Source organism: Microbacterium sp. Z11_20 (assembly GCF_057197605.1).
Window position 1 is genome coordinate 159,854 of record NZ_JBXVOQ010000006.1, and the last position, 24,516, is coordinate 184,369.

27 protein-coding genes are annotated in these 24,516 nt (G+C 68.7%); 11 read left to right on the forward strand and 16 right to left on the reverse strand.

What is annotated here, in order from left to right:
* The first annotated feature begins 3 nt into the window (after positions 1-3).
* Positions 4-303: a hypothetical protein gene (locus AC2DFQ_RS15100; RefSeq protein WP_484508824.1), complete on the forward strand. Its 300-nt coding sequence runs from the start codon at positions 4-6 to the stop codon at positions 301-303.
* Between the two features lie 156 nt (positions 304-459).
* Complete coding sequence (locus AC2DFQ_RS15105; protein ID WP_484508823.1) at positions 460-804, forward strand: LysR family transcriptional regulator; 345 nt, start codon at positions 460-462, stop codon at positions 802-804.
* Between the two features lie 10 nt (positions 805-814).
* Here AC2DFQ_RS15105 and abc-f read toward each other — a convergent pair whose 3' ends face one another.
* The 3 genes from abc-f to AC2DFQ_RS15120 all read right to left on the reverse strand — a co-directional run bounded on the left by abc-f (position 815) and on the right by AC2DFQ_RS15120 (position 3,625).
* Positions 815-2,473 carry a ribosomal protection-like ABC-F family protein gene (gene abc-f, locus AC2DFQ_RS15110; RefSeq protein ID WP_484534457.1) on the reverse strand — a complete coding sequence of 553 codons (1,659 nt, stop codon included), beginning with the start codon at positions 2,471-2,473 and terminating at the stop codon, positions 815-817.
* Between the two features lie 62 nt (positions 2,474-2,535).
* On the reverse strand, positions 2,536-2,790 hold the full coding sequence (locus tag AC2DFQ_RS15115) for a PLDc N-terminal domain-containing protein (protein WP_484534458.1): 255 nt from the start codon (positions 2,788-2,790) through the stop codon (positions 2,536-2,538).
* A 55-nt stretch (positions 2,791-2,845) separates the two neighbouring features.
* Positions 2,846-3,625, reverse strand: coding sequence for an alpha/beta fold hydrolase (locus tag AC2DFQ_RS15120; RefSeq protein ID WP_484508821.1), 780 nt, complete (start codon positions 3,623-3,625; stop codon positions 2,846-2,848).
* Positions 3,626-3,677: 52 nt separating this feature from the next.
* Here AC2DFQ_RS15120 and AC2DFQ_RS15125 point away from each other — a divergent pair, with 52 nt between their 5' ends.
* On the forward strand, positions 3,678-4,193 hold the full coding sequence (locus AC2DFQ_RS15125) for a hypothetical protein (RefSeq protein WP_484534459.1): 516 nt from the start codon (positions 3,678-3,680) through the stop codon (positions 4,191-4,193).
* Between the two features lie 83 nt (positions 4,194-4,276).
* Here the strand turns inward: AC2DFQ_RS15125 and AC2DFQ_RS15130 are convergent, their stop codons facing one another.
* The 3 genes from AC2DFQ_RS15130 to AC2DFQ_RS15140 form a co-directional block, all read right to left on the reverse strand.
* A complete protein-coding gene (locus AC2DFQ_RS15130; protein WP_484534460.1) occupies positions 4,277-4,966 on the reverse strand; it encodes an SDR family oxidoreductase in 690 nt (229 codons plus the stop codon).
* Positions 4,967-5,008: 42 nt separating this feature from the next.
* Positions 5,009-5,473 (reverse strand): aromatic ring-opening dioxygenase LigA, encoded by a 465-nt coding sequence (locus AC2DFQ_RS15135; RefSeq protein WP_484534461.1) that lies wholly within the window; start codon positions 5,471-5,473, stop codon positions 5,009-5,011.
* A gap of 189 nt (positions 5,474-5,662) precedes the next feature.
* Entirely contained in the window at positions 5,663-6,181 is a 519-nt protein-coding gene (locus tag AC2DFQ_RS15140; protein WP_484534462.1) for a hypothetical protein, read from the reverse strand.
* A 774-nt stretch (positions 6,182-6,955) separates the two neighbouring features.
* Here AC2DFQ_RS15140 and AC2DFQ_RS15145 point away from each other — a divergent pair.
* Positions 6,956-7,981: a DNA cytosine methyltransferase gene (locus AC2DFQ_RS15145; RefSeq protein WP_484534463.1), complete on the forward strand. Its 1,026-nt coding sequence runs from the start codon at positions 6,956-6,958 to the stop codon at positions 7,979-7,981.
* A 41-nt stretch (positions 7,982-8,022) separates the two neighbouring features.
* Here the strand turns inward: AC2DFQ_RS15145 and AC2DFQ_RS15150 are convergent, their stop codons facing one another.
* Positions 8,023-9,972: an ATP-binding protein gene (locus tag AC2DFQ_RS15150; RefSeq protein WP_484534464.1), complete on the reverse strand. Its 1,950-nt coding sequence runs from the start codon at positions 9,970-9,972 to the stop codon at positions 8,023-8,025.
* Between the two features lie 685 nt (positions 9,973-10,657).
* Here AC2DFQ_RS15150 and AC2DFQ_RS15155 point away from each other — a divergent pair.
* Both AC2DFQ_RS15155 and AC2DFQ_RS15160 read left to right on the forward strand, forming a co-directional pair.
* Positions 10,658-11,008, forward strand: a complete 351-nt coding sequence (locus AC2DFQ_RS15155) for a hypothetical protein (protein WP_484534572.1) — start codon at positions 10,658-10,660, stop codon at positions 11,006-11,008.
* On the forward strand, positions 10,930-11,271 hold the full coding sequence (locus AC2DFQ_RS15160; protein ID WP_484534465.1) for a tyrosine-type recombinase/integrase: 342 nt from the start codon (positions 10,930-10,932) through the stop codon (positions 11,269-11,271). Before AC2DFQ_RS15155 ends, AC2DFQ_RS15160 begins: the two co-directional genes overlap by 79 nt.
* On the opposite strand, the gene ychF is transcribed toward AC2DFQ_RS15160, so the two are convergent.
* Together ychF and AC2DFQ_RS15170 are read right to left on the reverse strand one after the other, a co-directional pair.
* A complete protein-coding gene (ychF, locus tag AC2DFQ_RS15165; protein WP_484534466.1) occupies positions 11,223-12,296 on the reverse strand; it encodes a redox-regulated ATPase YchF in 1,074 nt (357 codons plus the stop codon). The two genes, AC2DFQ_RS15160 and ychF, sit on opposite strands and share 49 nt — an antisense overlap.
* 407 nt (positions 12,297-12,703) lie before the next feature.
* Complete coding sequence (locus AC2DFQ_RS15170) at positions 12,704-13,453, reverse strand: class I SAM-dependent methyltransferase (RefSeq protein WP_484534467.1); 750 nt, start codon at positions 13,451-13,453, stop codon at positions 12,704-12,706.
* Positions 13,454-13,610: 157 nt separating this feature from the next.
* Between AC2DFQ_RS15170 and AC2DFQ_RS15175 the strand changes: the two genes are divergently transcribed.
* Together AC2DFQ_RS15175 and AC2DFQ_RS15180 are read left to right on the forward strand one after the other, a co-directional pair.
* Positions 13,611-14,210, forward strand: coding sequence for an exonuclease domain-containing protein (locus tag AC2DFQ_RS15175; RefSeq protein ID WP_484534468.1), 600 nt, complete (start codon positions 13,611-13,613; stop codon positions 14,208-14,210).
* A gap of 32 nt (positions 14,211-14,242) precedes the next feature.
* Positions 14,243-15,538, forward strand: coding sequence for a DNA recombination protein RmuC (locus tag AC2DFQ_RS15180; RefSeq protein WP_484508810.1), 1,296 nt, complete (start codon positions 14,243-14,245; stop codon positions 15,536-15,538).
* Between the two features lie 17 nt (positions 15,539-15,555).
* On the opposite strand, the gene AC2DFQ_RS15185 is transcribed toward AC2DFQ_RS15180, so the two are convergent.
* Entirely contained in the window at positions 15,556-15,765 is a 210-nt protein-coding gene (locus AC2DFQ_RS15185) for a UDP-N-acetylmuramyl pentapeptide phosphotransferase (protein ID WP_484508809.1), read from the reverse strand.
* 306 nt (positions 15,766-16,071) lie between these two features.
* Between AC2DFQ_RS15185 and AC2DFQ_RS15190 the strand changes: the two genes are divergently transcribed.
* The gene (locus AC2DFQ_RS15190) at positions 16,072-17,424 is read left to right on the forward strand and encodes an HNH endonuclease signature motif containing protein (RefSeq protein ID WP_484534469.1); all 1,353 of its coding nucleotides are present in this window, start codon (positions 16,072-16,074) and stop codon (positions 17,422-17,424) included.
* 31 nt (positions 17,425-17,455) lie between these two features.
* Here the strand turns inward: AC2DFQ_RS15190 and glpX are convergent, their stop codons facing one another.
* The gene (gene glpX, locus AC2DFQ_RS15195; RefSeq protein ID WP_484508807.1) at positions 17,456-18,445 is read right to left on the reverse strand and encodes a class II fructose-bisphosphatase; all 990 of its coding nucleotides are present in this window, start codon (positions 18,443-18,445) and stop codon (positions 17,456-17,458) included.
* Between the two features lie 185 nt (positions 18,446-18,630).
* Between glpX and fbaA the strand changes: the two genes are divergently transcribed.
* Positions 18,631-19,662, forward strand: a complete 1,032-nt coding sequence (fbaA, locus tag AC2DFQ_RS15200; RefSeq protein ID WP_484534470.1) for a class II fructose-bisphosphate aldolase — start codon at positions 18,631-18,633, stop codon at positions 19,660-19,662.
* A 49-nt stretch (positions 19,663-19,711) separates the two neighbouring features.
* Here fbaA and AC2DFQ_RS15205 read toward each other — a convergent pair whose 3' ends face one another.
* Genes AC2DFQ_RS15205 through AC2DFQ_RS15225 form a run of 5 tightly spaced genes read right to left on the reverse strand, consistent with a single transcriptional unit; the run spans position 19,712 to position 23,131 of the window.
* Positions 19,712-20,263 carry an MOSC domain-containing protein gene (locus AC2DFQ_RS15205; protein WP_484508805.1) on the reverse strand — a complete coding sequence of 184 codons (552 nt, stop codon included), beginning with the start codon at positions 20,261-20,263 and terminating at the stop codon, positions 19,712-19,714.
* A gap of 9 nt (positions 20,264-20,272) precedes the next feature.
* Positions 20,273-20,950, reverse strand: coding sequence for a zf-HC2 domain-containing protein (locus tag AC2DFQ_RS15210; RefSeq protein ID WP_484534471.1), 678 nt, complete (start codon positions 20,948-20,950; stop codon positions 20,273-20,275).
* Entirely contained in the window at positions 20,947-21,450 is a 504-nt protein-coding gene (locus AC2DFQ_RS15215) for a sigma-70 family RNA polymerase sigma factor (RefSeq protein WP_484508803.1), read from the reverse strand. Before AC2DFQ_RS15215 ends, AC2DFQ_RS15210 begins: the two co-directional genes overlap by 4 nt.
* A gap of 41 nt (positions 21,451-21,491) precedes the next feature.
* Positions 21,492-22,073: a DUF6264 family protein gene (locus tag AC2DFQ_RS15220; RefSeq protein ID WP_484508802.1), complete on the reverse strand. Its 582-nt coding sequence runs from the start codon at positions 22,071-22,073 to the stop codon at positions 21,492-21,494.
* Positions 22,070-23,131, reverse strand: coding sequence for a 4-hydroxy-3-methylbut-2-enyl diphosphate reductase (locus tag AC2DFQ_RS15225; RefSeq protein WP_484534472.1), 1,062 nt, complete (start codon positions 23,129-23,131; stop codon positions 22,070-22,072). Before AC2DFQ_RS15225 ends, AC2DFQ_RS15220 begins: the two co-directional genes overlap by 4 nt.
* Before the next feature lie 73 nt (positions 23,132-23,204).
* Here AC2DFQ_RS15225 and xseA point away from each other — a divergent pair, with 73 nt between their 5' ends.
* The gene (xseA, locus tag AC2DFQ_RS15230) at positions 23,205-24,509 is read left to right on the forward strand and encodes an exodeoxyribonuclease VII large subunit (RefSeq protein ID WP_484534473.1); all 1,305 of its coding nucleotides are present in this window, start codon (positions 23,205-23,207) and stop codon (positions 24,507-24,509) included.
* The last annotated feature ends 7 nt before the right edge of the window (positions 24,510-24,516 follow it).

The window sequence follows — 24,516 nt, forward strand, 5'->3', positions numbered from 1 at the left end:
CGCATGAGAGCCGACATCGGGACCCGCCGTGTCCAGCTGACGCTGCACAAGCCCTGGTTCGCGCTCTACGCGGGCATCAGGCCGACCGTCGTCATCCAGGGGCGAGGCCAGCCCGCACAGTGGGGTCCCGGCACGTGGCAGCTCCCGGCCGAGGAGACGGCGGTGATCGCGGTGTTCCTCTTCACGCGCCTATGGCGTTTCGGCCGGGCCGAGGCCGCCCTCGAACCGGATGACGCGCCGTCGCTCGTCTACCGGGCCCCCGCGCTCCCGTTCCTCCGAGGGCGCCTCCGCGGGGACGCGTAGCCGGTCGGGCGCATCCGCCGGGACGGGGAGGCGGACGCTCGCGCGCCCCGGGGCGACGCGTCTGGTCGCCACGGTGCCGGGAGCGGTTTACGCTTCCCAAGCGGACTTTCGCGGCTCCCACCCGCCGCGAGCCGCCCCCACCACCGAAAGGCACCTGTGAAGATCGCCCTGCTCCGACGGTTCGTCGCGGCTGCCGAAGAACTGCACTTCCCCCGCGCCGCAGAGAGACTCGGCATCCCGCTCGCTTCTCTCTACACGTCCATCGAGAAACTGGAGGCGGAGGTCGGGCACCCGCTCTTCCGGCGCGAGGGCGAGACACGGCTGACGCAGGCCGGGGAGCTTCTCCTCATCGAGGCGAAGGAACGGATCGCCGCCGCGCCGCCGCCGGCCGAGGCCTCCGTCGCCCCCGCCGGCGGGAAGGCCAAGGCCTCGAAGGGCAAGGGCCGGGCGCCGGTCGTGAAGGGGCAGCCGAAGCCGTACAAGAAGCGTCAGGGTCGCTAGGCGGCCGCCCCTACAGCTCGGTGACCCGGCCCGACTCGACCCGCCATTGCCGGTCGGTGTGCACGGTCGCGAGCATCCGACGGTCATGGGTGACCAGCAGGAGGGTGCCGTCGTAGGACGCCAGCGCCTCTTCGAGCTGCTCGATGGCGGGGAGGTCGAGGTGGTTGGTCGGCTCGTCGAGCACCAGGACGTTCACGCCCCGGGCCTGGAGGAGGGCGAGCCCCGCCCGCGTGCGCTCTCCTGGCGACAGGTCATCGACGGGGCGGGTGACGTGGTCGGCCTTGAGCCCGAACTTCGCCAGCAGCGTGCGCACCTCGCCGGAGGCCATCTCGGGGACGAGCGCTTCGAACGCCGCGGCGAGCGGCTGAGACCCGGCAAGGAGGGAGCGCGCCTGGTCGATCTCGCCGATCTGCACGCTCGCGCCGACACTCGCGCTTCCCTCATCCGGCGCCTGCCTCCCGAGGAGCAGCCGGAGGAGGGTGGATTTGCCGGCGCCGTTGGGGCCGGTGATGCCGATGCGCTCCCCCGCGTTGACCTGCAGCGAGACGGGACCGAGGGTGAACGAGCCTTGCCGGATGACCGCGCCGCTGAGTGTCGACACCACGGAGCTGGAGCGAGGCGCCGCCCCGATGGTGAACTCGAGCTGCCACTCCTTGCGCGGCTCCTCCACCTCGTCGAGCCGGGCGATGCGGCTCTCCATCTGGCGGACCTTCTGGGCCTGCTTTTCGCTCGACTCCGTCGACGCCTTGCGCCTGATCTTGTCGTTGTCGGGCGCTTTCTTCATGGCGTTGCGCACGCCCTGGCTGGACCACTCCCGTTGGGTGCGGGCGCGTGAGACGAGGTCGGCTTTCTTGTCGGCGAACTCGTCGTACTTCTCCCGCGCATGCCGGCGGAGGGTCGCCCGCTCCTGGAGGTAGGCGTCATAGCCACCGCCGAAGACACGGTGGGAGTTCTGCGCGAGGTCGAGCTCCAGCACACGCGTCACGGAGCGGGCGAGGAACTCGCGGTCGTGACTGACGAGCACCACGGCGCCGCGGATGCCCCGGACGAACGCTTCGAGCCGCTCGAGCCCGTCGAGGTCGAGATCGTTGGTGGGTTCGTCCAGCAGGACGATGTCGAATCGCGAGAGCAGCAGCGCCGCGAGGCCGACACGCGCCGCCTGCCCGCCGGAGAGCGAGGTCATCAGCGCGTGCTCCGCAGCGCCGATACCCAGGCCCAGGTCGGCGAGCGCGACCGGGACCCGCTCGTCGAGGTCGGCCGCGCCGCTGGCCAGCCAGCGCTCCAGCGCGGTCGAGTAGGCGTCCGCGGGGTCGACGCCGGGTGGTGCGAGCGAGGGATCCCCGAGAGCGGCGGCCGCAGCATCCATCTCCCGCGTGGCCTCGGCGCACCCGGTGCGTCGCGCGATGTACTCGGAGACGGTTTCGCCGGGGATGCGTTCGTGCTCCTGCGGCAGCCATCCCACGAAGGCATCGACCGGCGAGAGGGCGAGGGTGCCGGCCTGCGGCTCGTCGATGCCCGCGAGCAGGCGGAGGAGGGTGGACTTTCCCGCGCCGTTGGCCCCGACCACTCCGACCACGTCGCCCGGTGCGACCGTGAGGTCGAGCGAGTCGAAGAGCGTGCGATGGCCGTACCCGCCGGCCAGGCCCGAGGCGACGAGTGTTGCAGTCATCCTTCGATCCTGTCACCCCCGCACGCGCCCGCCGTCCGGGACGCTGCGGGGCGCGCGGCAGCTCAGCGGCGGTGCCGGATGCCGATACTGAAGTAGGCCGCGGGCCCGATCCAGTTGACCAGGATCGCGGGGATCCAGGCCGGTTTGGGTCCGCGCACCTCGTCGGGATCGCGACGCGCGAGGTCCCAGAACGCCAAGAATGCGAACGTCACCTGCACGAGGCCGAGAAGCCCCAAGCCGGCCTTGGCGCCGGCGGAGAGGGCGGGGAGCGCTGAGAGGGCCTTGCGGGAGTGGATCATCGAGTGGCTTTCGTTCATGCGTCCATCCTGCTCCTCGAACGGCGGAAGCACACGGTCTTGCCTCCGCGGGGAATCAGTCCCAGGCGAGGTAGTCCTCGATCTGCATGCCGATGTCGCCGGGATGCGTCAGGGGAAAGAGGTACCCGCCCCCCTCGATGCGCGCGGCGCTGGCACGGTCGGCGGCGGATGCCTGCAACTGATCGCCGTTCGCGGGCACCGTGACCCGGTCATCGGTGCCCTGGAGGATCAAGACCGGCAGGGTCGGGGCCAGCGGCATCCAGTCGTCCGTGGGGGTGGCCGCCAGAGCCGAGGACTGCAGCGGCTCGACGGTGAGGTCGCGCGAACGGGAGAAGACGCTCCACGCCCACGTCGGGTCGACCGAGGCGCCGGCGAGGACCCGCATCGCGTCGATCGCATCCGCGTCCGCCGCATTCGACAAGGCGGTCCGCAGCGCCTCCGCCGCGTCGTCGGCCACCGGCTCCGTGCCCTCGACGCCCATCAGGAGCACGCCCTCGGTGCGGTCGTGGTGGTCCAGCGCGACCGTACGCGCCAGCGCGCCGCCGAACGCGTGTCCGCCGATCCACGCCGACGCGAGGCTCAGGTGATCGAGGACGTCGATGACGTCCTGCGCCAGATCGTGCAAGGTCAGGGCTGCATCCGCATCGCTCGGCCGCCGGACGCCGATCCGGATCATCCGGAAGCCCTCCTCGACGAGGACGTGGGCCAGAGTGCCGAGGGAGGAGATGCTCAGGCCCCGAGCGGGCAGGAGCACCACCGCGGGGCCCTCGCCCTCATCGACGAAGGAGATGGCACGGCCATCGGGTTCGAAGGTCTGGGGCGTTGCAACTGTCATACGTCCATTCTCCCGGATGGTGGGAGAGTCGCCGTCACACTAGCCTGCCCTCATGACGTGGCAGGACTTCTGGAGCACGACGTTTCCGGCCTACCTCGGTGCCCTCGGATCGATCGCCGCCAGCGCGGTGGCGGTGGCCGCGTTCATCCGCGACATCCGGACCCGCGCCGGCCTGCGGGAGGTGGCCGACGCCGCCACGACGGTCGAGATCACGTCGACCGGCGGCGCGCGAATCGCCCCGGAGCAGCCGCCGACCGTATGGCCGGGGCCTCCGGCCGATCGCACCGAGGAGCCGCACAGCGAGGAGCCACGTCTGGAGCTCACGACGCGGGGGACGCAGACGGTACTGCGCAATCTCGGTGCCGCGCCGATTCGGATCACGGAGCTGCGTGTGCCGTCCGGGGGCAAGGAACTGACCCTCCGCGACCCGCTTCCCGCGCGGATCGAGCCGGGCGAGGGTTACGGTTTCGTCATCCGGGATCTGCTGGGCGGGCCGGCCATCGCGGCGCTGCTGGTGGGCTGGTCGGACGCCGACGGCACCACCCGGCTCAGCCGCTTCTTCATCTGATCACCCGCGCCAGAGCGGACAGGTCGTCCACGTCGAGATCGATGGATCAGCGGTACCCGTTGCGCGCGGAACGGAAGCGCGCGTCAGACGCCCGATCGGATCGTCAGCTCCGGGATCTGCGCGTCGCGGGGCAGATCGAGCACCGTCAGCATGCTGGTGACCACCGACTCCGGATGCATGAACGCAGCGGGGTCGTACGGCTTGCGCTCCTGCTCGTGAACCCGTTCCTGCATCGCCGTCGCCGTGCGGCCGGGGAAGACCGACGACACCCGCACACCGTGTGAGGCTTCCTCTGCCCGCAGCGAATCGGCGAGCGCCTTGAGCCCGTGCTTGGAGGCCGCGTACGCGGCCCAGTCCGCAGCTGCACGCAGGCCCGCGCCGGAGTTGACGAACAGAACCTGCCCCTTCGCCGCCCGCACCGCCGGGAGGAGCAGTCGGGTCAGCTCCGCGGGCCCGACGAGGTTCACGTTCAGCTGCGACGTCCACAGTGCGACCGGCATCTCGGCGACGGGACCGAGGTCGACCACGCCGGCGACGTGGATGACGGAGTCCAGCCGGGCGGGGAGCTCCTGGGGTGACAGCGCCGCCGCCAGGTCGGCCGGCGCCGCCAGGTCGGCGACCACGGTCTTCGCTCCGGGGAACCGCTGCTCGAGTTCAGCCGCGCGAGCCGTGCTGCGCGCGAGGAGGATGACGTCGTCGCCGCGGGCGCGCAAACGCGTCGCGAGCGCGGCGCCGATACCCGACCCGGCGCCGGTGAGGAAGTGCACGGTCATCGCACCATCCTGGCACGCGGGTGTCGGCCGGGAGCGGGGCTCTCAGCCCTGGTCGACTCGGCGCAGCTGCGAGCCGACGATCAGGAAGAAGGCGCCCAGGCCTGCCACGAGGGCACTCACCCCATAGGCCAGGACCGACGTCATCAGCGAGGTGCGCAGCGACGCCGCCGTGGACAGCGTCGCGCTCTGCTTGCGCAGTTCCCGTTCCTCGTCGCTGCCGGCTTCCACCTCCCGCAGCGCGTTGCTGATGTCGGAGAACGTGCGCCGACCCGCGCCCCGTTCGGCGTTGGCCTTGATGACGAGCGCCTCCGCGTAGGCCGTCGCCGGACCCTGCACAGCCTTGCCCGCAAGCACAGGGGCGTTTCCCGGCACGGTGATGTTCTCGTCGCGCAGCTGCTTGGTCACAGCGAACCATGCCCCGGCGCCGCCGGCGAGGAGCACTGAGCCGGCAGCGACGGCGAGGCCCCCGACACGGCGGATGCGGGAGATAAGGGGCAGAGAGGTCATCGATCGTCCTTCCGGGCGCGAGTGTATAGACGAATCCTCGCAGGTCCGCCTCTGTGTTGGCCGTCGATGACCGCCTGGGCGGCTTCGGCGGGCGCGCTACCACTACGGATGACTAGACCCCCATCACCCTCCCGGTCGGTAGGCAGCCGCCAGCGCCATGCACTCGATCCCGTTGCAATGGATCGGTAGTCAACCGATCGTGTACACCATGCCGCGATGTTCGTCTGCCAGCTGGCGGACAAAGCGTTGCGCGCGACGCAAGTAGTCGAATACGTACGCTATTTCGTGCTCCGGATCGGCGCCTGGGCGCATAGCATCCCGGAACCGGACGATCGCCTGAGCATCGTCGATGTCCGTCAGGTCGCTCGCGATATCCGGGATCTCATCGGGTGGCAGTACCCGCACCCACGGGTCCCATCCCAGGCCATGCGAGGTCACGTTACCCTCGAACATCCGAAATGCTGGCCGCGCATGCGCGTCCGCCAATGTCGGGCCCGTCAGCGCCTGAAGATCCCGCCACGCTTTGTCCAAATAGAGCATGTCCCGTTCGGGAACCGTCTGTTCGAACGTCGCGACGCTGATGGCGGCGCCTGGCTCGAGTCCCCACGCGTCCGCCAACGGATCAGCCGAGAGGATGCTGTGCGGGTCGGCGAGCGCCCGTGCTGTCAGGTGCTGGTCGAAGGCGTACGCGTAGTATCTGATTCCCATTCCGCCAGCGTGCCCGTGCGTGATTGCGCGTGGTCGCCAGCGACGGCATCTGTGCGTCCAGACAGCGGGCGTGCCCCTGTGGAGGAGCCGCCGACGGGGGCACCGCGGGATCCCTCCGTCGCCGCTTCAATACGGAGCACATGGCGACGCGGAGCTCACCGCGTCGTACGTCAACGGGGGCGCGAGTGCACCACTCGATGAGCGATCCAGCAAAATCCACCTCGATCACCTCCTCGCTCACGCTGCGGTCGCAGTCGCCTCGGAAGAAGCGAAACAGATGAGCGCTCAACTCGAGCTCGTCGACCTCATCCAGCCCTCAACTCTGCGGGATGAACCCGGCCCAGGTGTCGAATCGGGCACTTATCGGCATCAACGTATGCGGGGCCACCGGACAGCCGACCCATCGGCGTGTCATTTCAACGTTTATGTTTTCACTGAGCGCGCCAGCCCCGTGCTCGCCCTGGTACGCGAAAGGATTCCTAACAAAGGACGACCCGCGCCTCGGTCCGCGTCGAGTAACGTGCAGCAGTTCCGCAGTTCCGCAGTTCCGCAGTTCCGCAGTTCAGTCATCCTAGGTCCCGAGCAATCCCGCAACCGGCTCCGCCGCGGGCGGGGAGTCGCGCGCACGTCGATCTGGGTTACGCTCCGTGCTGGCACAGCGCCACCGGGCGGCCCGCCACTTCGGCGCGCCGCGCGCGAAACTAGCGATGCCCCAGGGCCAGCGAGAGCTAGAGTCGAGGGTTGATACCGCTTGCGCTAAAGACAGGATCCACGATGCCCCCCCGACCTAAGGCCATCGACCTGTTCGCAGGCGCGGGCGGCGCAACACAAGGTCTTCGCGACGCAGGCTTCGATGTGATTGGTGCGGTTGAAATTGACGCCGACTCAGCCTCGTCGTACCGCCTAAACCATCCCGAAGCGCGCGTATGGGAACGTGACATAAAGTCCATTTCGGCGACAGGCATGCGGGACGAACTAGGACTGGCAGTAGGCGAGCTGGCGCTCCTCAAGGCATGCCCGCCGTGTCAAGGTTTCTCCACTCTCGCGGAGGGCCGCATCAGCACTGATGATGCGCGCAATGACTTGGTAGGGCACACCATCCGCTTTGTAAGAGCATTCAAGCCAAAGAGCGTGCTGCTCGAAAATGTCCCGGGCCTGCGAAGAGACCGCCGACTGAAGGAGCTTCTCGACGCACTCCGCAAGCTTGGCTACGCAGCTAAGAGCTACTCCGTGAACGCAGCAGATTTTGGCGTTCCGCAGAAGCGCCATCGGCTGATCGTCGTTGCGCTTCGAGGGCTTCGATCGAGCCTTCCGAAGCAGCTGACCCCGGAGGATCCTGAGGCCCCAGTAACCGTACGGGAAGCATTTGAGGCCCTCGACGATGTTGATTTGTCGTTCGACGCTCTGAGCGAAGAGCGAATGGTTCCGCCAATGGTCCAACGCCGGATCGATGCGATTCCGGAAGCTGGGAGCCGCTTTGACCTTCCGGCAGACCTTCAACTCGCTTGCCACGTCAAGTTTGATGGGCGACGGAATGCGACAGGTTCCTATGGACGAATGAAGTGGGACGCCCCCTCAGCCACGATGACCACTCGGTGCACGACACCCTCAAGCGGCCCCTTTATTCATCCTGGGAAGAACCGCCCGATCACACTTCGCGAAGCTGCATCTCTTCAGACGTTCCCCTCGAGCTACAGGTTCTCCGGCACGAGGGGATCCATCGAGAGGCAGATTGGCAATGCAGTGCCAGTCAAGATGGCGCAACGGATCGCGTTCGACCTGCTGAAGCGCATTGAGTAAAGAGTCGCTCGTCGCAAAGCATAGAAAGCGGCTTCATAAACCTAGGAGACGTCGAGGAGGTCCGCGTCTTCAGAGAGTGGTTCAGGGTCATCGAGGTCGTCGATCGCGGCAATCCGCGGATCTTCCGGTGCCCGATCTTTGATGACATCCAAGAAGTCGCGGTGTGCGCGCTCGGCTGCCTCGAGCAAGTGGTCCCACGGCTGGATCCTGTATCCCTGACTGATGAGGTCGTTGCGGAGTCCCTCAACACCGGGGGTCCGGCTCAGATGCGAATAGATCATGACTCCAGCGACGTTCGTCCGCACGGTCGACGCATTGCCCGCCCGACTGTTGCGCTCTTTGAGGGTGTTGACGTAGTCCTGCAGTTGCCGCAGTTCGGTCGTTCCAATAGTCTCGCCCGGTCGTTTCACTTCGATAACAATCGCCGTCGAACTGTCGCCTACACACATGAAGTCCAGTCGGCGCTGGTCGCCCTCATTTACCGCGCTGTGGAAGGTCTCTCGAAGTACCGTTTCGAGAGACCGCTCGTGATGGAGCATCTCCCAAGCGGGATCGATCAGCCAGGGATGTTCACGAAGTAGATCCTGCATGACTGGCTTCTCCGGGGCGCGTTCGCGGATCAGGCGCCGTAGGGTCTTCACGACTATCACGCGCCCACGGATAATCTGCGCGGTTTGCACGGCCTCAAGGATGTCCCACTCGGAGATCAGTTCGGTGAGGGAAGCTTTGGACTCCTGTGGCAGGGCGCTAAGTTCCTTGAGCAGCGCAAAGAACTGCTCGTTCTCATACGCAGACAGAAGGATCTGCACGATCTCGTCGAGCCGCTCACTCTCGATGGTAGGAGCGTCCGCAAGGGTATCGATCGCTTTGAGAAGCTCGCGCTGCTGCCTCTCCGGAAACTTCTCAATTCGGTCGAGGTACGGAGTGGATCCCCGAAGACGCTCCTTTTGCTTCTCCGCCCGCGCCGCTGCCCATTTGCGAAGCGCGTCTCGAACCATCCCTTGCCCCCACTCCAGGAGCGGCAGAGCGACCGGGTTTTCCCACAAGATCGTGGCGCGATCTGTCGCGATCAGGTCTTCGCCGAAGGCATCGAGTCCGTCAACAAAGACCTGGCCAGTGAGGTACTGCAAACCTAGTTGATTCTGCGTGCCGCCGCTCAGTTCGAAGAAAAACGGCGTCTGCGCTAGTTTGCCCCGCGAAAGGACCGAGACCCCGCGGATGTCGTCGTTCTTGATCGGCTTCTCCGTGAAGCCGACCCACCACGTCACGGTGCCCACGCCGCCTATGTCGACCGTGTCCACGCCCTCGGTGGGGTAACGGAACTGAAGCTCCGTGCTATCTGGCTGAAGTACCTGATCGTTGAGCTCAACCTCGAAAGTTGACCCCAGTATCGAGAACCGGCGACCCATGCTCCGAAAGAATGACTCCGACAGAATCCGGTTCTTGAGCTGGAGTTCCGTCAAGCGGATTTCTGTGCCGTCCTCGAGGTTCTCTCCTTCTGCGACGGCGCGGTCCTCCCGCACTCTCGGCTTGTACGCTCGCGTATTGCTCTCCAGAATTGCGTCATACGACATTTCGAAGCTGGTCAACCAGCCATTCTTCACCGACGTCACCGTGACAACTTTTGCGATGCCGAAACCGGCGAGCTTCCCGAGCCCCTTCCGTCCCAACACCAGCCGTCCGCTCGGTGAGCGATCATTCCCACTCGCCCGGCGGTCACGGCCAACGACCAAGTACTTGTCGTTCAAGTCGTCGAACGTCATGCCGATTCCGTTGTCGCTGATGACGATCTCGGATCCGGCGTCAAGTGCGGTGTCGAGCGGAATCTTGACCACAACCCTCGTCGCGTCGGCATCGTAGGAATTGGAGATTAGCTCAGCGATTGCGGGCACCGCGCCCGAGTACATCTGCAGCCCAAGATGCTTCACCAGGGATCCGGCGAAGTCCATTCTGAGTTCACGCGATGCCTCGTTCGTACTTGCGACGGTCATCTCCGAACCATATCGGAGGGCTGCGGTGGGGGCGCGCCGGATATAGCGCTTCGGTGCGCCGCACTCGAAGGGCAGCTCGGAGCGCTCGTGCGAGTGCGCTGCGGGCGATCGTTTGAGTCAAGCGCGCTTGGTCTTGCCCACTTATCGGGGCCCGAGCGATGAAGCCTCCGCGGATTTTGCGACTCGCGGCCACGGAATGGGGCCTGGGTGGCTTCGTGGTTGACGGGCACCGCAAGCCCGCCCCCTGCTCGGCATCGCAGTGAGCTCGAGTTGGCGGTTCCGGCCGGTCGATTCCATGTGTCAAAGAGAGATCGTCGACCAGGGCGAGGTGGGCGATGGCTAGCATCGAGCAGCGTCCTGACGGCGCGTGGCGCGCCCTCTACCGCGATGAGCTCCGCAAGCAATACTCGCGGCCCTTCCGCGCGCCAAGGGCGACGCGCAACGGTGGCTCGACGAGGTCGCATCGCAGTTCGTCACTGGGCAGTAAAGCCGGGCGCGGTCTCCCTCGGCGGCGCATACTTCGCCGACTGGTCGCAGCGCCAGGTGTGGGCGCCGACGACGGTGGTCGCGATGACCCTCACGGTCGCGAACTGCGCCTTCCTTGACGTCGGACTGCGCACCATCCGCCGATCTCACGTCGAGGCGTGGGTGAAGCAGATGCACGCCGGAGGAAGTCGCGGCGATCATGGCCGCCGCCGCGGACTGGTTCCGACCGTTCATCGCTTTCTGCGCCTCCCACCGCCAGATCCGCGTGCGACGGCAGGTGCCGCGCAAGCCCGGCGGCCTGGTCGACATGCGTCCGCCGAAGGACGGATCCGAGCGCGACATCCCTGCGCCCGACGAGCTGCTGAACCTGCTCAGCGAGCACCCCGCGAAGTGCCACCCGTTCAGCGCCGGTAAGTGGCTTTTCTACGGCAAGCGCAACGAACCGCCCCGCCAGAACACCGTCCAATACTGGTGGAACACGACGCTGAACGTGCCGGCGTCGGGCGCGTCCGGGTACACGACCTGCGGCACTTCTACGCGTCGGGTTTGATCGCTGCGGGGTGCGGTGTGGTGACCGTTCAGCGTGCCCTCGGACACGCGAAAGCGACCGCGACGCTGAACACCTACAGCCACCTCTCGGCCACCGCCGATGAACCACGAGGGCCGTTGCGGGCGCTCTCGTCGGAAACGTTCTGCGGACTTTGGCGGACTCCTTGCGGACTGGATCGCCAACTTCCGCGGAATTCCGCGGCAAAACGGGCCATTCAGTTGTTGAAGCGGAACTCCACCACGTCGCCGTCCTGCATGACGTAGTCCTTGCCCTCCAGGCGGGCCTTGCCGCGCGAGCGGGCCTCGACCACAGAGCCGGCGTCGATGAGGTCGTCGAACGAGATGACTTCGGCCTTGATGAAGCCCTTCTCGAAGTCGGTGTGGATGACACCGGCCGCCTGCGGAGCCTTCCAGCCCTTGCCGATCGTCCACGCGCGAGCCTCTTTCGGGCCGGCGGTGAGGTAGGTCTGCAGGTTGAGCGTGTCGAATCCGATGCGCGCGAGTTGGACGAGCCCCGACTCCTCCTGCCCGGTCGAAGCCAGCAGCTCGGCGGCATCCTCCGGGTCGAGCTCGATGAGCTCCGACTCGATCTTCGCGTCGAGGAAGACCGCCTTCGCCGGAGCGACGAGAGCGGCCAACTCGGCCTTGCGCGCGTCATGCGTCAAGACCGCCTCATCCACGTTGAAGACGAAGATGAACGGCTTGGCGGTCAGCAATCCGAGTTCACGGATGGGGGCGAGGTCGATGCCGGAGGCGGAGAGCAGCTGGCCCTTCTGGAGCGCCAGCTCGGCAGCTCGCGCGGTCTCGAGGACGGCGGGGTCGAGCTTGCGACCCTTGACCTCCTTCTCGTACCGCGTGATCGCTTTCTCCAGCGTCTGGAGGTCGGCGAGCTGCAGCTCGGCGTTGATGGTCTCCATGTCGCTGGCCGGGTTCACGGCGCCCTCGACGTGCACGACGTCGTCGTCGGCGAATCCGCGCACCACCTGGGCGATCGCATCCGCCTCCCGGATGTTCGCCAGGAACTGGTTCCCGAGCCCCTCCCCCTCGCTGGCGCCGCGCACGATGCCGGCGATGTCGACGAACGACACGACGGCCGGCACGATGCGCTCCGAGTGGAAGACCTCGGCGAGCTTCTCGAGCCGCGGATCGGGAAGATTCACCACACCGATGTTGGGCTCGATCGTCGCGAAGGGATAGTTCGCTGCGAGCACCTGATTCTTGGTCAGGGCGTTGAACAGGGTCGACTTGCCGACGTTCGGGAGACCGACGATTGCGATGGTGAGAGCCACGGGAGTCCAGTCTACCCGGGGGGATGCTGCGCCTCAGCGCCCGCCCGCCTCCCCCGGGCTCCGCCGACCGCCACCCCCACGCACGCGAGAAACGACGATCCGGACGAGACACCACGCGGCGCGTTATGTCTCGTCCGGGATGTTGTTTCTCGCCGGGCTGTGCGGGCGGGGCGCGCGGAGGGCGGCAGGGATGCTGTCACCCGGGTGCGCCGGCGCGCCGGGCGCGAGACATAACAACTCGGACGCGACAGGACGCGACGCGTTATGTCTCGTCCGGGGTGTTGTTTCTCGGCGCTGGGCCGACGCGCGCGGGCGGCGGAGGCGGGGGCGCTGGGCCGACGCGCGCGGGCGGCGGAGGCGGGGCGCTGGGCCGACGCGCGCGGGCGACGGCGGCGGGGACGGGCGGGCTAGGGGCGGATGGCGCGGAACGCGCGCGTGACGTAGGGAAGGTCGACCACGGCGGGGCCGACGGCGCCGATCTCGTCGCACAGGTCGGCGAGCGCCTGCTCGATGCGCGCGCGTTCGTCTGGCTCGGCGGTGAGGAGGTAGCTGCGCGAGCGGGCCATGGCGAAGATGTCGTCGCGCGTCATGGGGCGCGTCCAGCGCCAGGAGCGTTCCTCCACACGGTCGAACGGCGCACCCACGCTCGGACCCCCCTCGGCGAGCATCTCCTCGGCCTGGCTGCTGTGCATCGCCGCGGTGAGACGCTGCACCCACGGCGTGCGCTCGTCGCGGATGTTCCACACGAGGCCCAGCACTCCCCCGGACCGCAGCACGCGGGCCACCTCGGCCGATGCCGAAGGCACGTCGACCCAGTGCCACGCCTGACCGAGAAGCACCGCATCCAGCGCCGCGTCCGGGAGGGGCAGCGCCTCGGCGCGCCCGATGAAGGTCGGAACGCCCACGACGTTCGCGCGGAGGCTCTCCAGCATCCCGGCGTCCGGATCGATCGCGATGACCTCGGCGCCGCTCTCCACGATGCCGCGCGTGAGCTTGCCGGTACCGGCGCCGACGTCGGCGACGCGGAGCGCCCGGCCGGGCCCGCGCACGGGTTGCAGCATCCAGGCCACCGCCTCGGCCGGATACGACGGGCGTCCCGCCTCGTAGGTATCGGCTGCGGCTCCGAACGACGTCGACATCTCTTCGCGGCTGGCCATTCTTCGACCCTACGCGGACCCCCGGCCGCGGGATGTCCCACTTCTGCAGCTTTCGGCAACCCAGAAGCTGCAGAAGTGAGACAGCACAGCTGGAGGAATCGCCATCCCCGCGGCGCGCCTGACCGGCGGACACGGACCGGGCGGCGACTCTGGGGGCGTGCCCTTGGACTTCACCGCGATCGACTTCGAGACGGCGAACTCCAGCAATGCCTCGGCCTGCTCCGTGGGCATGGTGCGCGTGCGGGACGGCAAGGTCGTCGCAACGGCAGGATGGCTCATCCGCCCACCGGCCGGGCACGACACATTCGTCGACTTCAACATCGGCATCCACGGGATCCGGCCGGAGGATGTCGCGTCGGCTCTCGGGTGGAGCGCTCAGCTCGACCAGCTGACCGCGTTCGCCGGCGCAGACGTGCTGGTGGCGCACAACGCCGGCTTCGACATGGCGGTGCTCCGCCGCGCGTGCGAAGCGACCGGCGATGTATGCCCGCCGTACCGCTACCTGTGCAGTCTCCACGTGGCCCGTCGCACGTACGAGCTGGCGTCCTATCGCCTGCCCCTCGCCGCCGCGGCGGCCGGCTTCGGAGACTTCGCCCACCACGACGCCCTGGCCGACGCGCTCGCGTGCGCGCATATCGTGATCGACGCGGCCCGCCGCGTGCAGGCCGACGACGTGGATGCTCTCGCTGCCGCCACGGGCGTGCGGATCTCGGCGATCGCCGCCCCGCGCGTGGACGCGATGCTCGCCGTCGCCTGAGCGATGTCGGTGGCCGAGCACACAATGACGGCATGGACGCACTGACTCTTCCCCTGGTGGCGATCGCCTGCGTCCTCGTGGGTGCGCTCGCCGGGTTCGCCGTGGGCACGTCGCGCGCTGCCGCCCGCAGTGCACGAGAACGTGCCGACCTCGCGGCTCGTCTCGCCGGAAGCGAGGCGGGGCGGGCGGGCGTGCAGGCGCAGCTGGATCACCAGCAGCTGCTGTACCGCGAGCTGGCCGGCCAGACCCGCGCCGAGCAGGCGGCCCGGGAGGAGCGCGAGCGACGGGAGCAGACCGTGCTCCGGGCTCTCGAGCCCGTGCGGGAAACCCTCGGGACAATGCAGCGCAAGGTGGAAGAGCTCGAACGCGACCGCGGTGCCCAGTTCGCGACCCTGAGCGAGCAGCTGCGGCGCGCGTCCCAGTCGGACGAATCGCTGCGGGCGACGACCGAGTCGCTCGCCTCGGCCCTCCGATCGGGCACAACGCGCGGCGTGTGGGGCGAGACGCAGCTGCGCCGGGTCGTGGAGGCGGCCGGGCTTCTTCGCTATGTCGACTTCGATACGCAGTCGACGCTCGCGACCGACTCCGGCGGTACCGCCAGGCCCGATCTGATCGTGCGCCTGCCCGGCGACAAGACGCTCGCCGTGGACGCGAAGGTGCCCCTCGATGCGTTCCTGGAAGCCAGCGCCATTGCGTTCACCGCCACCGGCGCCGAGGGTGCTCGCCGCAAGTCGCTCCTCGACAAGCACGTGCGCGCCGTCCGAGCACACGTCGACGCGCTCGCGAAGAAGGCGTACTGGGCCGCGTTGCCCACCAGCCCCGAGTTCGTGGTGTGCTTCATCCCCAGCGAGTCGCTCCTGGCCGCCGCGCTCGAGGAAGATCCTGGCCTCCTCGACTACTCGTTCGCCAAGCGCGTGGCGCTCGCCTCCCCCGTGAACCTCTGGGCCGTGCTGAAGACGGTGGCGTACACGTGGACGCAGCAGGATGTGTCGCAGGAGGCGCGGCAGCTGTTCGCCCTCGGAACGGAGCTGTACGAGCGCATCGGGACCGTAGCCGGTCACGCCGATGATCTGCGGCGGGCGCTGGAGCGGACGGTCGACAGCTACAACCGGTTCGCCGGCTCACTGGAGAGTCGCGTGCTCGCCAGCGCACGCCGTTTCCCGGGCATCGACGACACCAAGCTGGATGCGGTTTCCCCGCCCCGAGCGGTCGAGACCCCGCTTCGGCGGTGGAGCGCGCCGGAACTGGTGGCCGTCGACCCGGCCGAACCCGTCGTGGGTGCGGACCTCGGCGACGTCCGGCAGCGGATCGAACTCGACGAGCGCTAGCTGCGGCCGCCAGTGGGTCAGGCGCCGCCGGGGACGAAGCTGAGCAGTGTGATGACCGCGCCGGAGACGAGAACGAACGCGCCCACCATCCACCACGCGCTGATCTGCTGTCCCTCTTCGCGCCGGACGCGGAACAGCACATCCGGCCGGCGTGCAGGGTCAACGGCGTTGGCGATGACAGCCTGGGCGCCCGTCTTGGGCGCCGGAGTGTTCGTCTGCACAGACATCTGGCGTTACCCCTCGATGATCGTTCTGAGAACAGCATCCCCATCGACACCATGGACAATTTTGCCAGACTTCGCCGCGGGGAGGTGTCACGACTCGATCACAGTGGCGACCTCATCGATCACCGCGGCGACCTGACGTCACGCTTCCAGCCCACGGCGCGCGCCACACCCGCTTGCGCGACGCGTCACGGCCGTGCGGGCTCCTGCCGGACGCACCTCCCCTCCACAGGACGCCCCCGCGAGGGATACTCCACAGAACCGGTCCGCGCCATCCGCAGTGTCGGAGGTTCATGCGATGTTTATGCCATGGAAAGCCCCGGTAGGTACGAAGATAACAGCGAGAACCCCGACCTCGCTGACATCGTCGACGGGCTGTGCGGGTATCAGGAAGCGGTGGCGGCACTCGAAGCCGAAGCGCTGTTCCACTTCGCGGCCGCCATGCGCATCGCCCTCTCCCGCATGGCCCATCGCCCCCGGATGGATCAGACGCGGGAGATGGTGCTGCGCGCCGTCGCCGCCGAGATCGGCGCGGCGCTGCGCTGGAACGACCGCGCGGTACAGCACCGGATGGGCGACGCGCTCGCACTCACCGAGAAGTTCCCCGCGACCGTCGAGGCGCTCGCCTCGGGTCGGATCACGCTGCGGCACGCCGCCGTCATCCACGACGCCGGCGCCGCCCTGCTGGGCGCGGACGAACGGGCGGCGTTCGAGCGGGTCGTTCTGGAGCGCGCGGTGAGGGAGACGGCGGCGCGTACCAAGGCGTTCGCCACGGCGCTGGCGGAGCGTCTGCATCCGGAATCGATCACGGTCCGCTTCCAGCGTGCCGAGCAGACCCGCATGGTCACGGTCACGGAGGTCGATGATGGGATGGCGGAGTTGCGTGCTCTTCTCCCGGCGGCCCTGGCCTATGCCATCCACGACCGTCTCTCCCAGCAGGCCCGCGCCATCCGCAGCGCCGCGGCCGACCCAGCGAACGAACGGCCGCCGGCACGAGACAGCGATGCCGACGCGAGAACGACCGCGGCCCCCGACGCCGTCCCCATCGGGGATACCCGCACCCTTCACCAGGTGCGAGCCGACCTGCTGTGCGACCTCGTCCTCACGGGGCAGCCCGCCATCGATCCGACGAAGGACAAGACGCCCGGCGGCCTGGGCGCGATCCGGGCGCGCATCCAGGTGACGGTGCCTGCCCTCACGGCAGCCGGCCGGACCGACCGCGGCGCGAGTATCGAGGGAAAGTGCCCCATCGATGCGGCGACCGCCCGCCGCCTCATGGCCGGAGCTCCCGGATGGGACCGGATCCTCACCGATCCCGTGAAAGGCACCGTGCTGGCCGTCGACCGCTACCGGGCCACCGACCCCATGGTCCGCTTCCTCGAGGCTCGCGACATCTTCTGCCGGTTCCCGGGGTGCCGCATGCCTGCCCGGCTCTGCGATCACGACCATAACCTCGACCACGCGCGAGGCGGGCCGACCGACGTCTGCAACCTCGCCTGTCTCTGCAAGCGACATCACACGCTCAAGACGGAGACCGACTGGGTCGCGACGCAACTGCCCGGCGGATCCATCGAGTGGACCTCACCGCTCGGACGCCGCTACGTCGATGAACCGATCCCGCGCGTGGTGTTCCTGCCCGACGGTGATCCGCCGCCGTTCTGAGCGCCCGTCTGAGCGCGGGTCAGAGCGTGGGTCAGAGCCACTTGGACGTGAGGTGCTCCGACGTGACGCGACGGAGCGTCCCGGATGCGCTGCGAAGGACGACGCTCTCCGTGTAGACCCAATCGCGGTCCCGCCGCACTCCCGCGACGAGCTGGCCGTCGGTGACGCCGGTGGCGACGAAGATCGTGTTCTTGCCCTTGACGAGGTCGTCCGCCTCGTAGACGAAGTCGTCGAACTTCAGGCCGTCGTCGGCGCCCTTCTGGCGCTCGTCATCGGTCTGCGGCCGCAGACGCCCCTGGATGTGTCCGCCGAGAGCCTTGATCGCACAGGCCGTGACGATGCCCTCGGGGCTCCCTCCGATACCGACGCACATGTCGGTACGGGCGTCGTGGCGGGCCGCATTGATACCGCCCGCGACGTCGCCGTCGCTCATGAGCCGCGTGCCGGCACCGGCGTCGCGGATGTCCTGGATGAGCTGCTCGTGGCGGGGCCGGTTGAGTACCGACACGACGATCTCATCCACGGGCTTACCGAGCGCCTTCGCCAGGCGACGGATGTTCTCGCCGATGGGAAGACGGATGTCCACGACCCCGACGCCGGCGGGACCGGTGACGAGCTTGTCCATGTAGAACACGTTCGAGGCATCCAGCATGGTTCCGGCGTCCGAGACCGCGATGACCGACAGCGCGTTCTGACGACCGGCCGCCGTCAGCGAGGTGCCGTCGATCGGGTCGACCGCCACATCGCACTGGGGCCCGCGACCGTTGCCCACCTTCTCGCCGTTGAACAGCATGGGGGCGTCGTCCTTCTCGCCCTCGCCGATCACGATCGTCCCGTCGAAGTTCACGGTGGTGAAGAAGGCGCGCATCGCATCGACGGCAGCGCCATCGGCTGCCTCCTTATCGCCGCGACCGATGAAGGGCACCGCGCGGATGGCGGCAGCTTCGGTGGCACGAACGAGTTCGAGTGCGAGGTTGCGGTCGGGATGCAGGGGGCTCATGTCGGCCGTAAGACTCACCATGCGGTCAGCCTATCGACGCGGGCGTAATGATCGGCCGTTCCGGCACCCGCGCGGCACGAAGGAATGCCGTTTCTTTCCCCTCAGGAAGATGCGCCGGTCCTCCGACGTGGCGGGGGTACTCCGTGGTGGGGAAAGCCCTTCGGTAGGCTGGCCGGGAACCCCCACTCCACGATCGAGGAGCAGTCATGCCCGTCGCCACGCCCGACCAGTACGCCGATATGCTCGACCGCGCCAAGGCCGGCGGCTTCGCGTACCCCGCCATCAATGTCTCCAGCTCGCAGACCATCAACGCGGTGCTGCAGGGTCTCACCGAGGCCGGTTCGGACGGCATCCTTCAGGTCACCACGGGAGGCGCCGACTACTTCGCCGGGCACACCGTCAAGGGCCGCGCGACCGGCGCCCTCGCTTTCGCGCGCTACGTCACCGAGGTCGCCAAGAACTACCCGATCACGGTCGCCCTGCACACCGACCACTGCCCCAAGGACGCTCTGCCCGGCTTCGTCCTGCCGCTGATCGAGGCCTCCGAGGAGGAAGTGAAGGCCGGGCGCAACCCGATCTTCCAGTCGCACATGTGGGATGGCTCCGCGGTGCCGCTGGACGAGAACATCCAGATCGCCCAGGAGCTCCTCCCCCGCCTGCACAACATCAACGCGATCCTCGAGGTCGAGATCGGTGTCGTCGGCGGCGAGGAGGACGGCGTCCAGCACGAGGGGTCGAACGAGGCACTGTACACGACGGTCGCCGACGTCACGAAGGCGGTGGAGGCCCTCGGCCTCGGCGAGAAGGGCCGCTACATCTCGGCGCTGACCTTCGGCAACGTGCACGGCGTGTACAAGCCCGGCAACGTCAAGCTCCGCCCCGAGCTTCTCGGCGAGATCCAGGAGGGCATCGCCTCGCGCTTCGGCACCGGCCCCAAGCCCCTCGACCTCGTCTTCCACGGCGGCAGCGGCTCCACCGACGAGGAGATCGCGCTGGCCGTCCGCAACGGCGTGGTCAAGATGAACATCGACACCGACACGCAGTACGCGTTCACGCGCGCGATCGCGGGGTACATGTTCAGCAACTACGAGGGCGTCCTCAAGGTCGACGGCGAGGTCGGCAACAAGAAGCAGTACGACCCCCGCGCGTGGGGCAAGGTCGCCGAGTCGGCGATGGCGGCGCGGGTCGTCGCGGCCACGCAGCAGCTCGGCTCGCACGGCAAGTCGCTCGGCGCCTGAGCACGAGCTCTTCTCGGATGCCCCGGCCGATGGTCGGGGCATCCGTCGTTCACGCCGGCGCGCGGAAGTCGTCGAGGAGCCCGGGCGCGCCCTCCGGCACCGTCAGCACCTCGATCTCGTCGCCGGCGCGGATGCTGCCCACCCGGCGCACACGCAGGTACGGGCCCAGCCGGCGCTCGGCCGCGAACCGGCGCACCCAGCCGCGTTCGTCAGAACCTCCCACCCACCGCGCGAACGTGGCGCACGGCGTGCGGGGCATCGTCACCACCACCTCGACCGTGTCGCCGATGCGCCACGCCTCCCCGATACGCGCGGCATTGACGTCGAGCCCCTCGACGCGAAGGTTCTCGCCGAACCATCCCGGCGGCAGTTCTCGTCCCAGCTCGCGCTCCCAGAATTCGGCGTCCTCCTGCGCATAGGCGTACAGCGCCTTGTCCACTCCGCCGTGGTGCTTGCGGCTGGCCTGCACGTCGCCGCGGAGGCCGTACTGACCCACGCGCACCGCTCCGGGGACCGGTCGCTTGTCGATCGCCGTGACGCCGAGGAATCCCGCGTCGGGACGAAGCTGGTGGACGGTACAGACGGCAAGAACACGGGGCATCCCGCGATGCTACTTCTCCGCGTCGTACCGCATGATCACGTCTTCACCGTCGAGCGTGCGGATCTCCACCGCGCCGATCTCCCCGACGGGCAGGTCGGTCCCCGCACTGAGGTTCGTCGTGGAACCGGGCGACGCGCGCCATGTCGACACCGTCGTCGTCCCGCCGTCGGCGTCCACGACGGCGAGCGCATAGGGCCATCCCCCCTCCGGGGCATCCAGCACGTCGCCGCTGTAGCGGCAGACGAGGTCGATGCGCGTTCCCCACGCGACGTTCGTCAGGCGCACGGAGGCCTCCAGCGGCGCTCCGACCAGGTCGGTCAACGCGTACACCTCGCCCCGCGGCTGCGTCACCGCGACGGTGACCGGCACGGCGATGGCCCCGATGATCAGGGCGCCGGCCGCCGCGAGCGTCCACAGCGTGCGCCGCCGTCGCCGCCGGCGGGCGCGCTGCATGAGGCCGTCGCGCACCCCCGGGGCCGGCTCGGCGGGCGTGGCATCCATGGCTCGCGCGCGGTCGGCGGGCACGCGCGAGAGCAGCCCAGCCGTCGGGGCGAGTTCTGCTACCGCGCGGCGGCATTCGTCGCACTCCGCCAGATGGTCTTCATATGCGCGGCGGTCCGCGGGCGACAACGCCCCCAGGACGTACGCCGCGTCCCACTCCGCAACGCGATCGTGTTCGGGATTCATCGCGTCACCCCCCTCTCCTGCAGAGCGAGCCGCAGAGCGCGCAGACCGTAGTGCAGCCGCGACTTCACGGTGCCCTCCGGGATGCCGAGTTCCTCGGCCGCCTGCGCGGTGCTGCGCCCGCCGTAGTACGCCACCACGATCACCGACCGATGATCGGAGCTGAGCGCCGCCAGCGCGTCCTCGATGAGGAGCGCGTCGAACAGCGCGTCGGAGTCATCCGGCCCCGCGCGCTCGGGGAGTTCGGCGACCGGCGCCTCGTGCCGGCGCCGCGCGCTGCGGGCCTCGTCGATCACGAGGTTGCGCGCGACGGTCATCAGCCATGCGCGCGCCGATGCCGGATCCTCCAGGATCCGCGGGCTCCGCCACGCGCGCAGCAGGGTCTCCTGGACGACGTCGTCCGCCCCGGCTCGGTCGCCGGTGAGACTCACCACGTACCGCCACACGGGCGCCGCGTGGGCGTCGTACAGGGCGCCGAGCTGCACCTCGTCGTTCCCGCGCATCGCACCTCCCCCAGATCACACGAGATGCGGGCGCCCGGGGTTCACCGAGCGGCGGAGAATCGTCCGACGAAGTCCGCGAACGCGGGGTCACCGGCCAGCGGGACGGTCAGGCACGCGGCCACCAGGAGGACCGTGACGGCACCGCCCACCAGCGGAATCCAGAACGTGACGCCGCCGCGGCGGAGCCGCCACCACGCCAGGAGCGCCGTGGCCACCCATCCCGCGATGTAGACCGTGCCCGCGATCGGACCCCAGAGGTTGGCGGCCTCGAAGTTGCTGAAGGACGCGTCCACCCCCAGCAGCCCCAGGTATTCGTCGGCGAAGCCGGCGAAATCGAACAGTCGCGGAGCGGTGAAGATGACGTTGAACAGGCCGTACGCGAGAAGTCCGATGGTCACGACGCGGTCGGCCAGGCGCCATCCCGTCGCCGGCGCCGGACGCGACGCCGACCGCGGAGCATGCGCCGTCGAGACGCGACGCGCGTCGGGGGGCGACTCCGGCTCCGGACGCACACCCGCCTGGAGAGCGTCGGTGACCTCGGGCTGCGCGATGCGCGCGCGCTGCTCCTCGGGCGAGGCATACTCCCCGTACTGCGGGCGCGGCCGCTGACCGCCGTCGCTCACGCGCGTCCCCGCCCGCCGAGCGCACGGGCGTCGCGACGGCCGGACGGGTCCGAGCGCAGCTCCTTGGGGAGCGAGAACATCAGATCCTCCTCCGCGGTTCGCACCTCTTCGACGTCCCGGTAGCCGGCACCGGCCAGCTCTGCCAGCACCTCGTCGACGAGCACTTCTGGGACGGATGCTCCGCTGGTGACGCCGACCGTCTCGACCCCGTCGAGCCACTCCTGCTGCACCTCGTCGACGTAGTCCACGCGGTAGGCCGCCTTCGCGCCGTGCTCGAGGGCCACCTCGACCAGACGGACGCTGTTGGAGGAGTTGGCCGAACCGACCACGATCACCAGATCGGCGCCCGTGGCCACCTTCTTGATCGCCACCTGACGGTTCTGCGTGGCGTAGCAGATGTCATCGGAGGGCGGGTCCTGCAGCTGCGGGAAGCGGATACGGAGCCGTCGAACGGTCTCCATCGTCTCGTCGACGGAGAGGGTGGTCTGCGAGAGCCAGACGACCTTCGACGGATCACGCACCTCGACGGTGTCGGCCTCATCCGGCGAGTTGACGATGGTGACGTGGTCGGGCGCCTCCCCCGCCGTCCCCTCGACCTCTTCGTGGCCGAGGTGGCCGATGAGGAGGATCTCGTGGTCGTCGCGCGCGAACCGCACCGCCTCGCGGTGCACCTTGGTGACCAGTGGGCAGGTCGCATCGATCGCCTGCAGCCCCCGGTCGGCCGCTGCCGCCACGACGGCGGGCGACACCCCGTGAGCGCTGAAGACGACGTGGGCACCCGGCGGCACCTCATCCACCTCGTCGACGAAGACGGCACCCTTGGCCTCGAGTTCGCTGACCACGTGGACGTTGTGGACGATCTGCTTACGTACGTACACCGGGGACCCGAACCGCTCCAGCGCCTTCTCCACGGCGATCACCGCGCGATCCACACCCGCGCAGTATCCACGGGGAGCCGCCAACAGGACCTTCTTGCGTCCGGCGACCGGGATATCCTGGAGCCGCCCACGACGCCCCGGAATCCGGGGGACGGGCAGCGAAACGACGGGAGTGCTCACCCTTCGAGTGTACGAGGGCGCCCCTGTACGACGGCCGATATCCGGCCGATCGGTGATGCATCTGCGAGAACCCATGACCACGTTCCACCCCGAGGCCGTTCCCGGGCAGCCACCCCCGGCCGATTCGGTGCCCCCGCGCGACTCGACGATGCACGCGCCCACCTCCGTGGCGCGGCTCAACGACACCATCCGCGGCTTCGTCGATCGCTGGGGCTCGGTGTGGGTCGAGGGCGAGGTCACGAGCTGGAACGTCCGCGGCGGCAACATCTTCGGGCGGCTCAAAGACCTCGCCACCGACGCGACGATCTCCTTCCGGGTGTGGTCCAGCACCGCGCAGCGGCTGCCGAAGGACTTCGCCACCGGCGATCACGTGATCGCGTGCGTCAAGGCCGACTACTTCCCCCGCACGGGGGACTTCAGCTTCGCCGTCTCCGCGATGCGTCACGTGGGCCTGGGCGATCAGCTCGAGAAGCTGGAGCAGTTGCGCACCACGCTCCGCGCGGAGGGACTGTTCGACCCCGCTCGCAAGAAGCGCCTGCCGTTCCTCCCCCGGCTCATCGGCCTCATCACCGGCGAGAACTCCGACGCAGAGAAGGATGTGCACCGGAACGCGGAGCTGCGCTGGCCGCACGTGCGGATCCGCACCAAGCATGCCGCCGTGCAGGGCGACCGGTGCGTTCCGGAGACGATCGCCGCACTCAAGGCGCTGGACGCCGACCCGGAGGTCGATGTCATCGTCATCGCGCGCGGCGGCGGCGACCCGCAGACCCTCCTGGGATTCAGCGACGAGAGGCTCCTGCGCGCCGTGGCCGCGGCATCCACTCCGGTCGTGAGCGCAATCGGCCACGAGAACGACCACCCGCTGCTGGACGATGTCGCCGATCTTCGCGTGTCGACACCCACCGACGCGGCCAAGCGCATCGTCCCCGATGTGAGCGAGCAGCGCGCACACGTCGCCCAGCTGCGTGCGCGGCTGAGCAGCCGGCTGTCGCAGCGCGTCACCCACGACATCGCACAGCTGGAGCAGCTGCGCTCGCGCCCGGTGCTGCGCACCCCCGATGCCCTCCTCACCGGACGGGCGCAGGAGATCTGGATGCTGGGAAACCGCGGCCGCGACATCCTGGACCGCCTCGTGTCCACGCACGACCGCCGCACCACCGAGCTGCGCGCGTCGTTGCGCGCCCTCTCCCCGTTGGCGACCCTGTCGCGCGGGTATGCCATCGCCCACATCGCCGACGGGGTGATCGTGCGCGACGCCGGGCAGGCGCCGGCTGGGACCGAGGTGCTCGTCACCGTGGCTCGCGGCTCGATCGCCACCCGGTCCGAAGGCGAGGTGGCCGAGTCGGCCGCGGCGGCCGCTGGGAAGGAGCCCAACTAAGATGGCA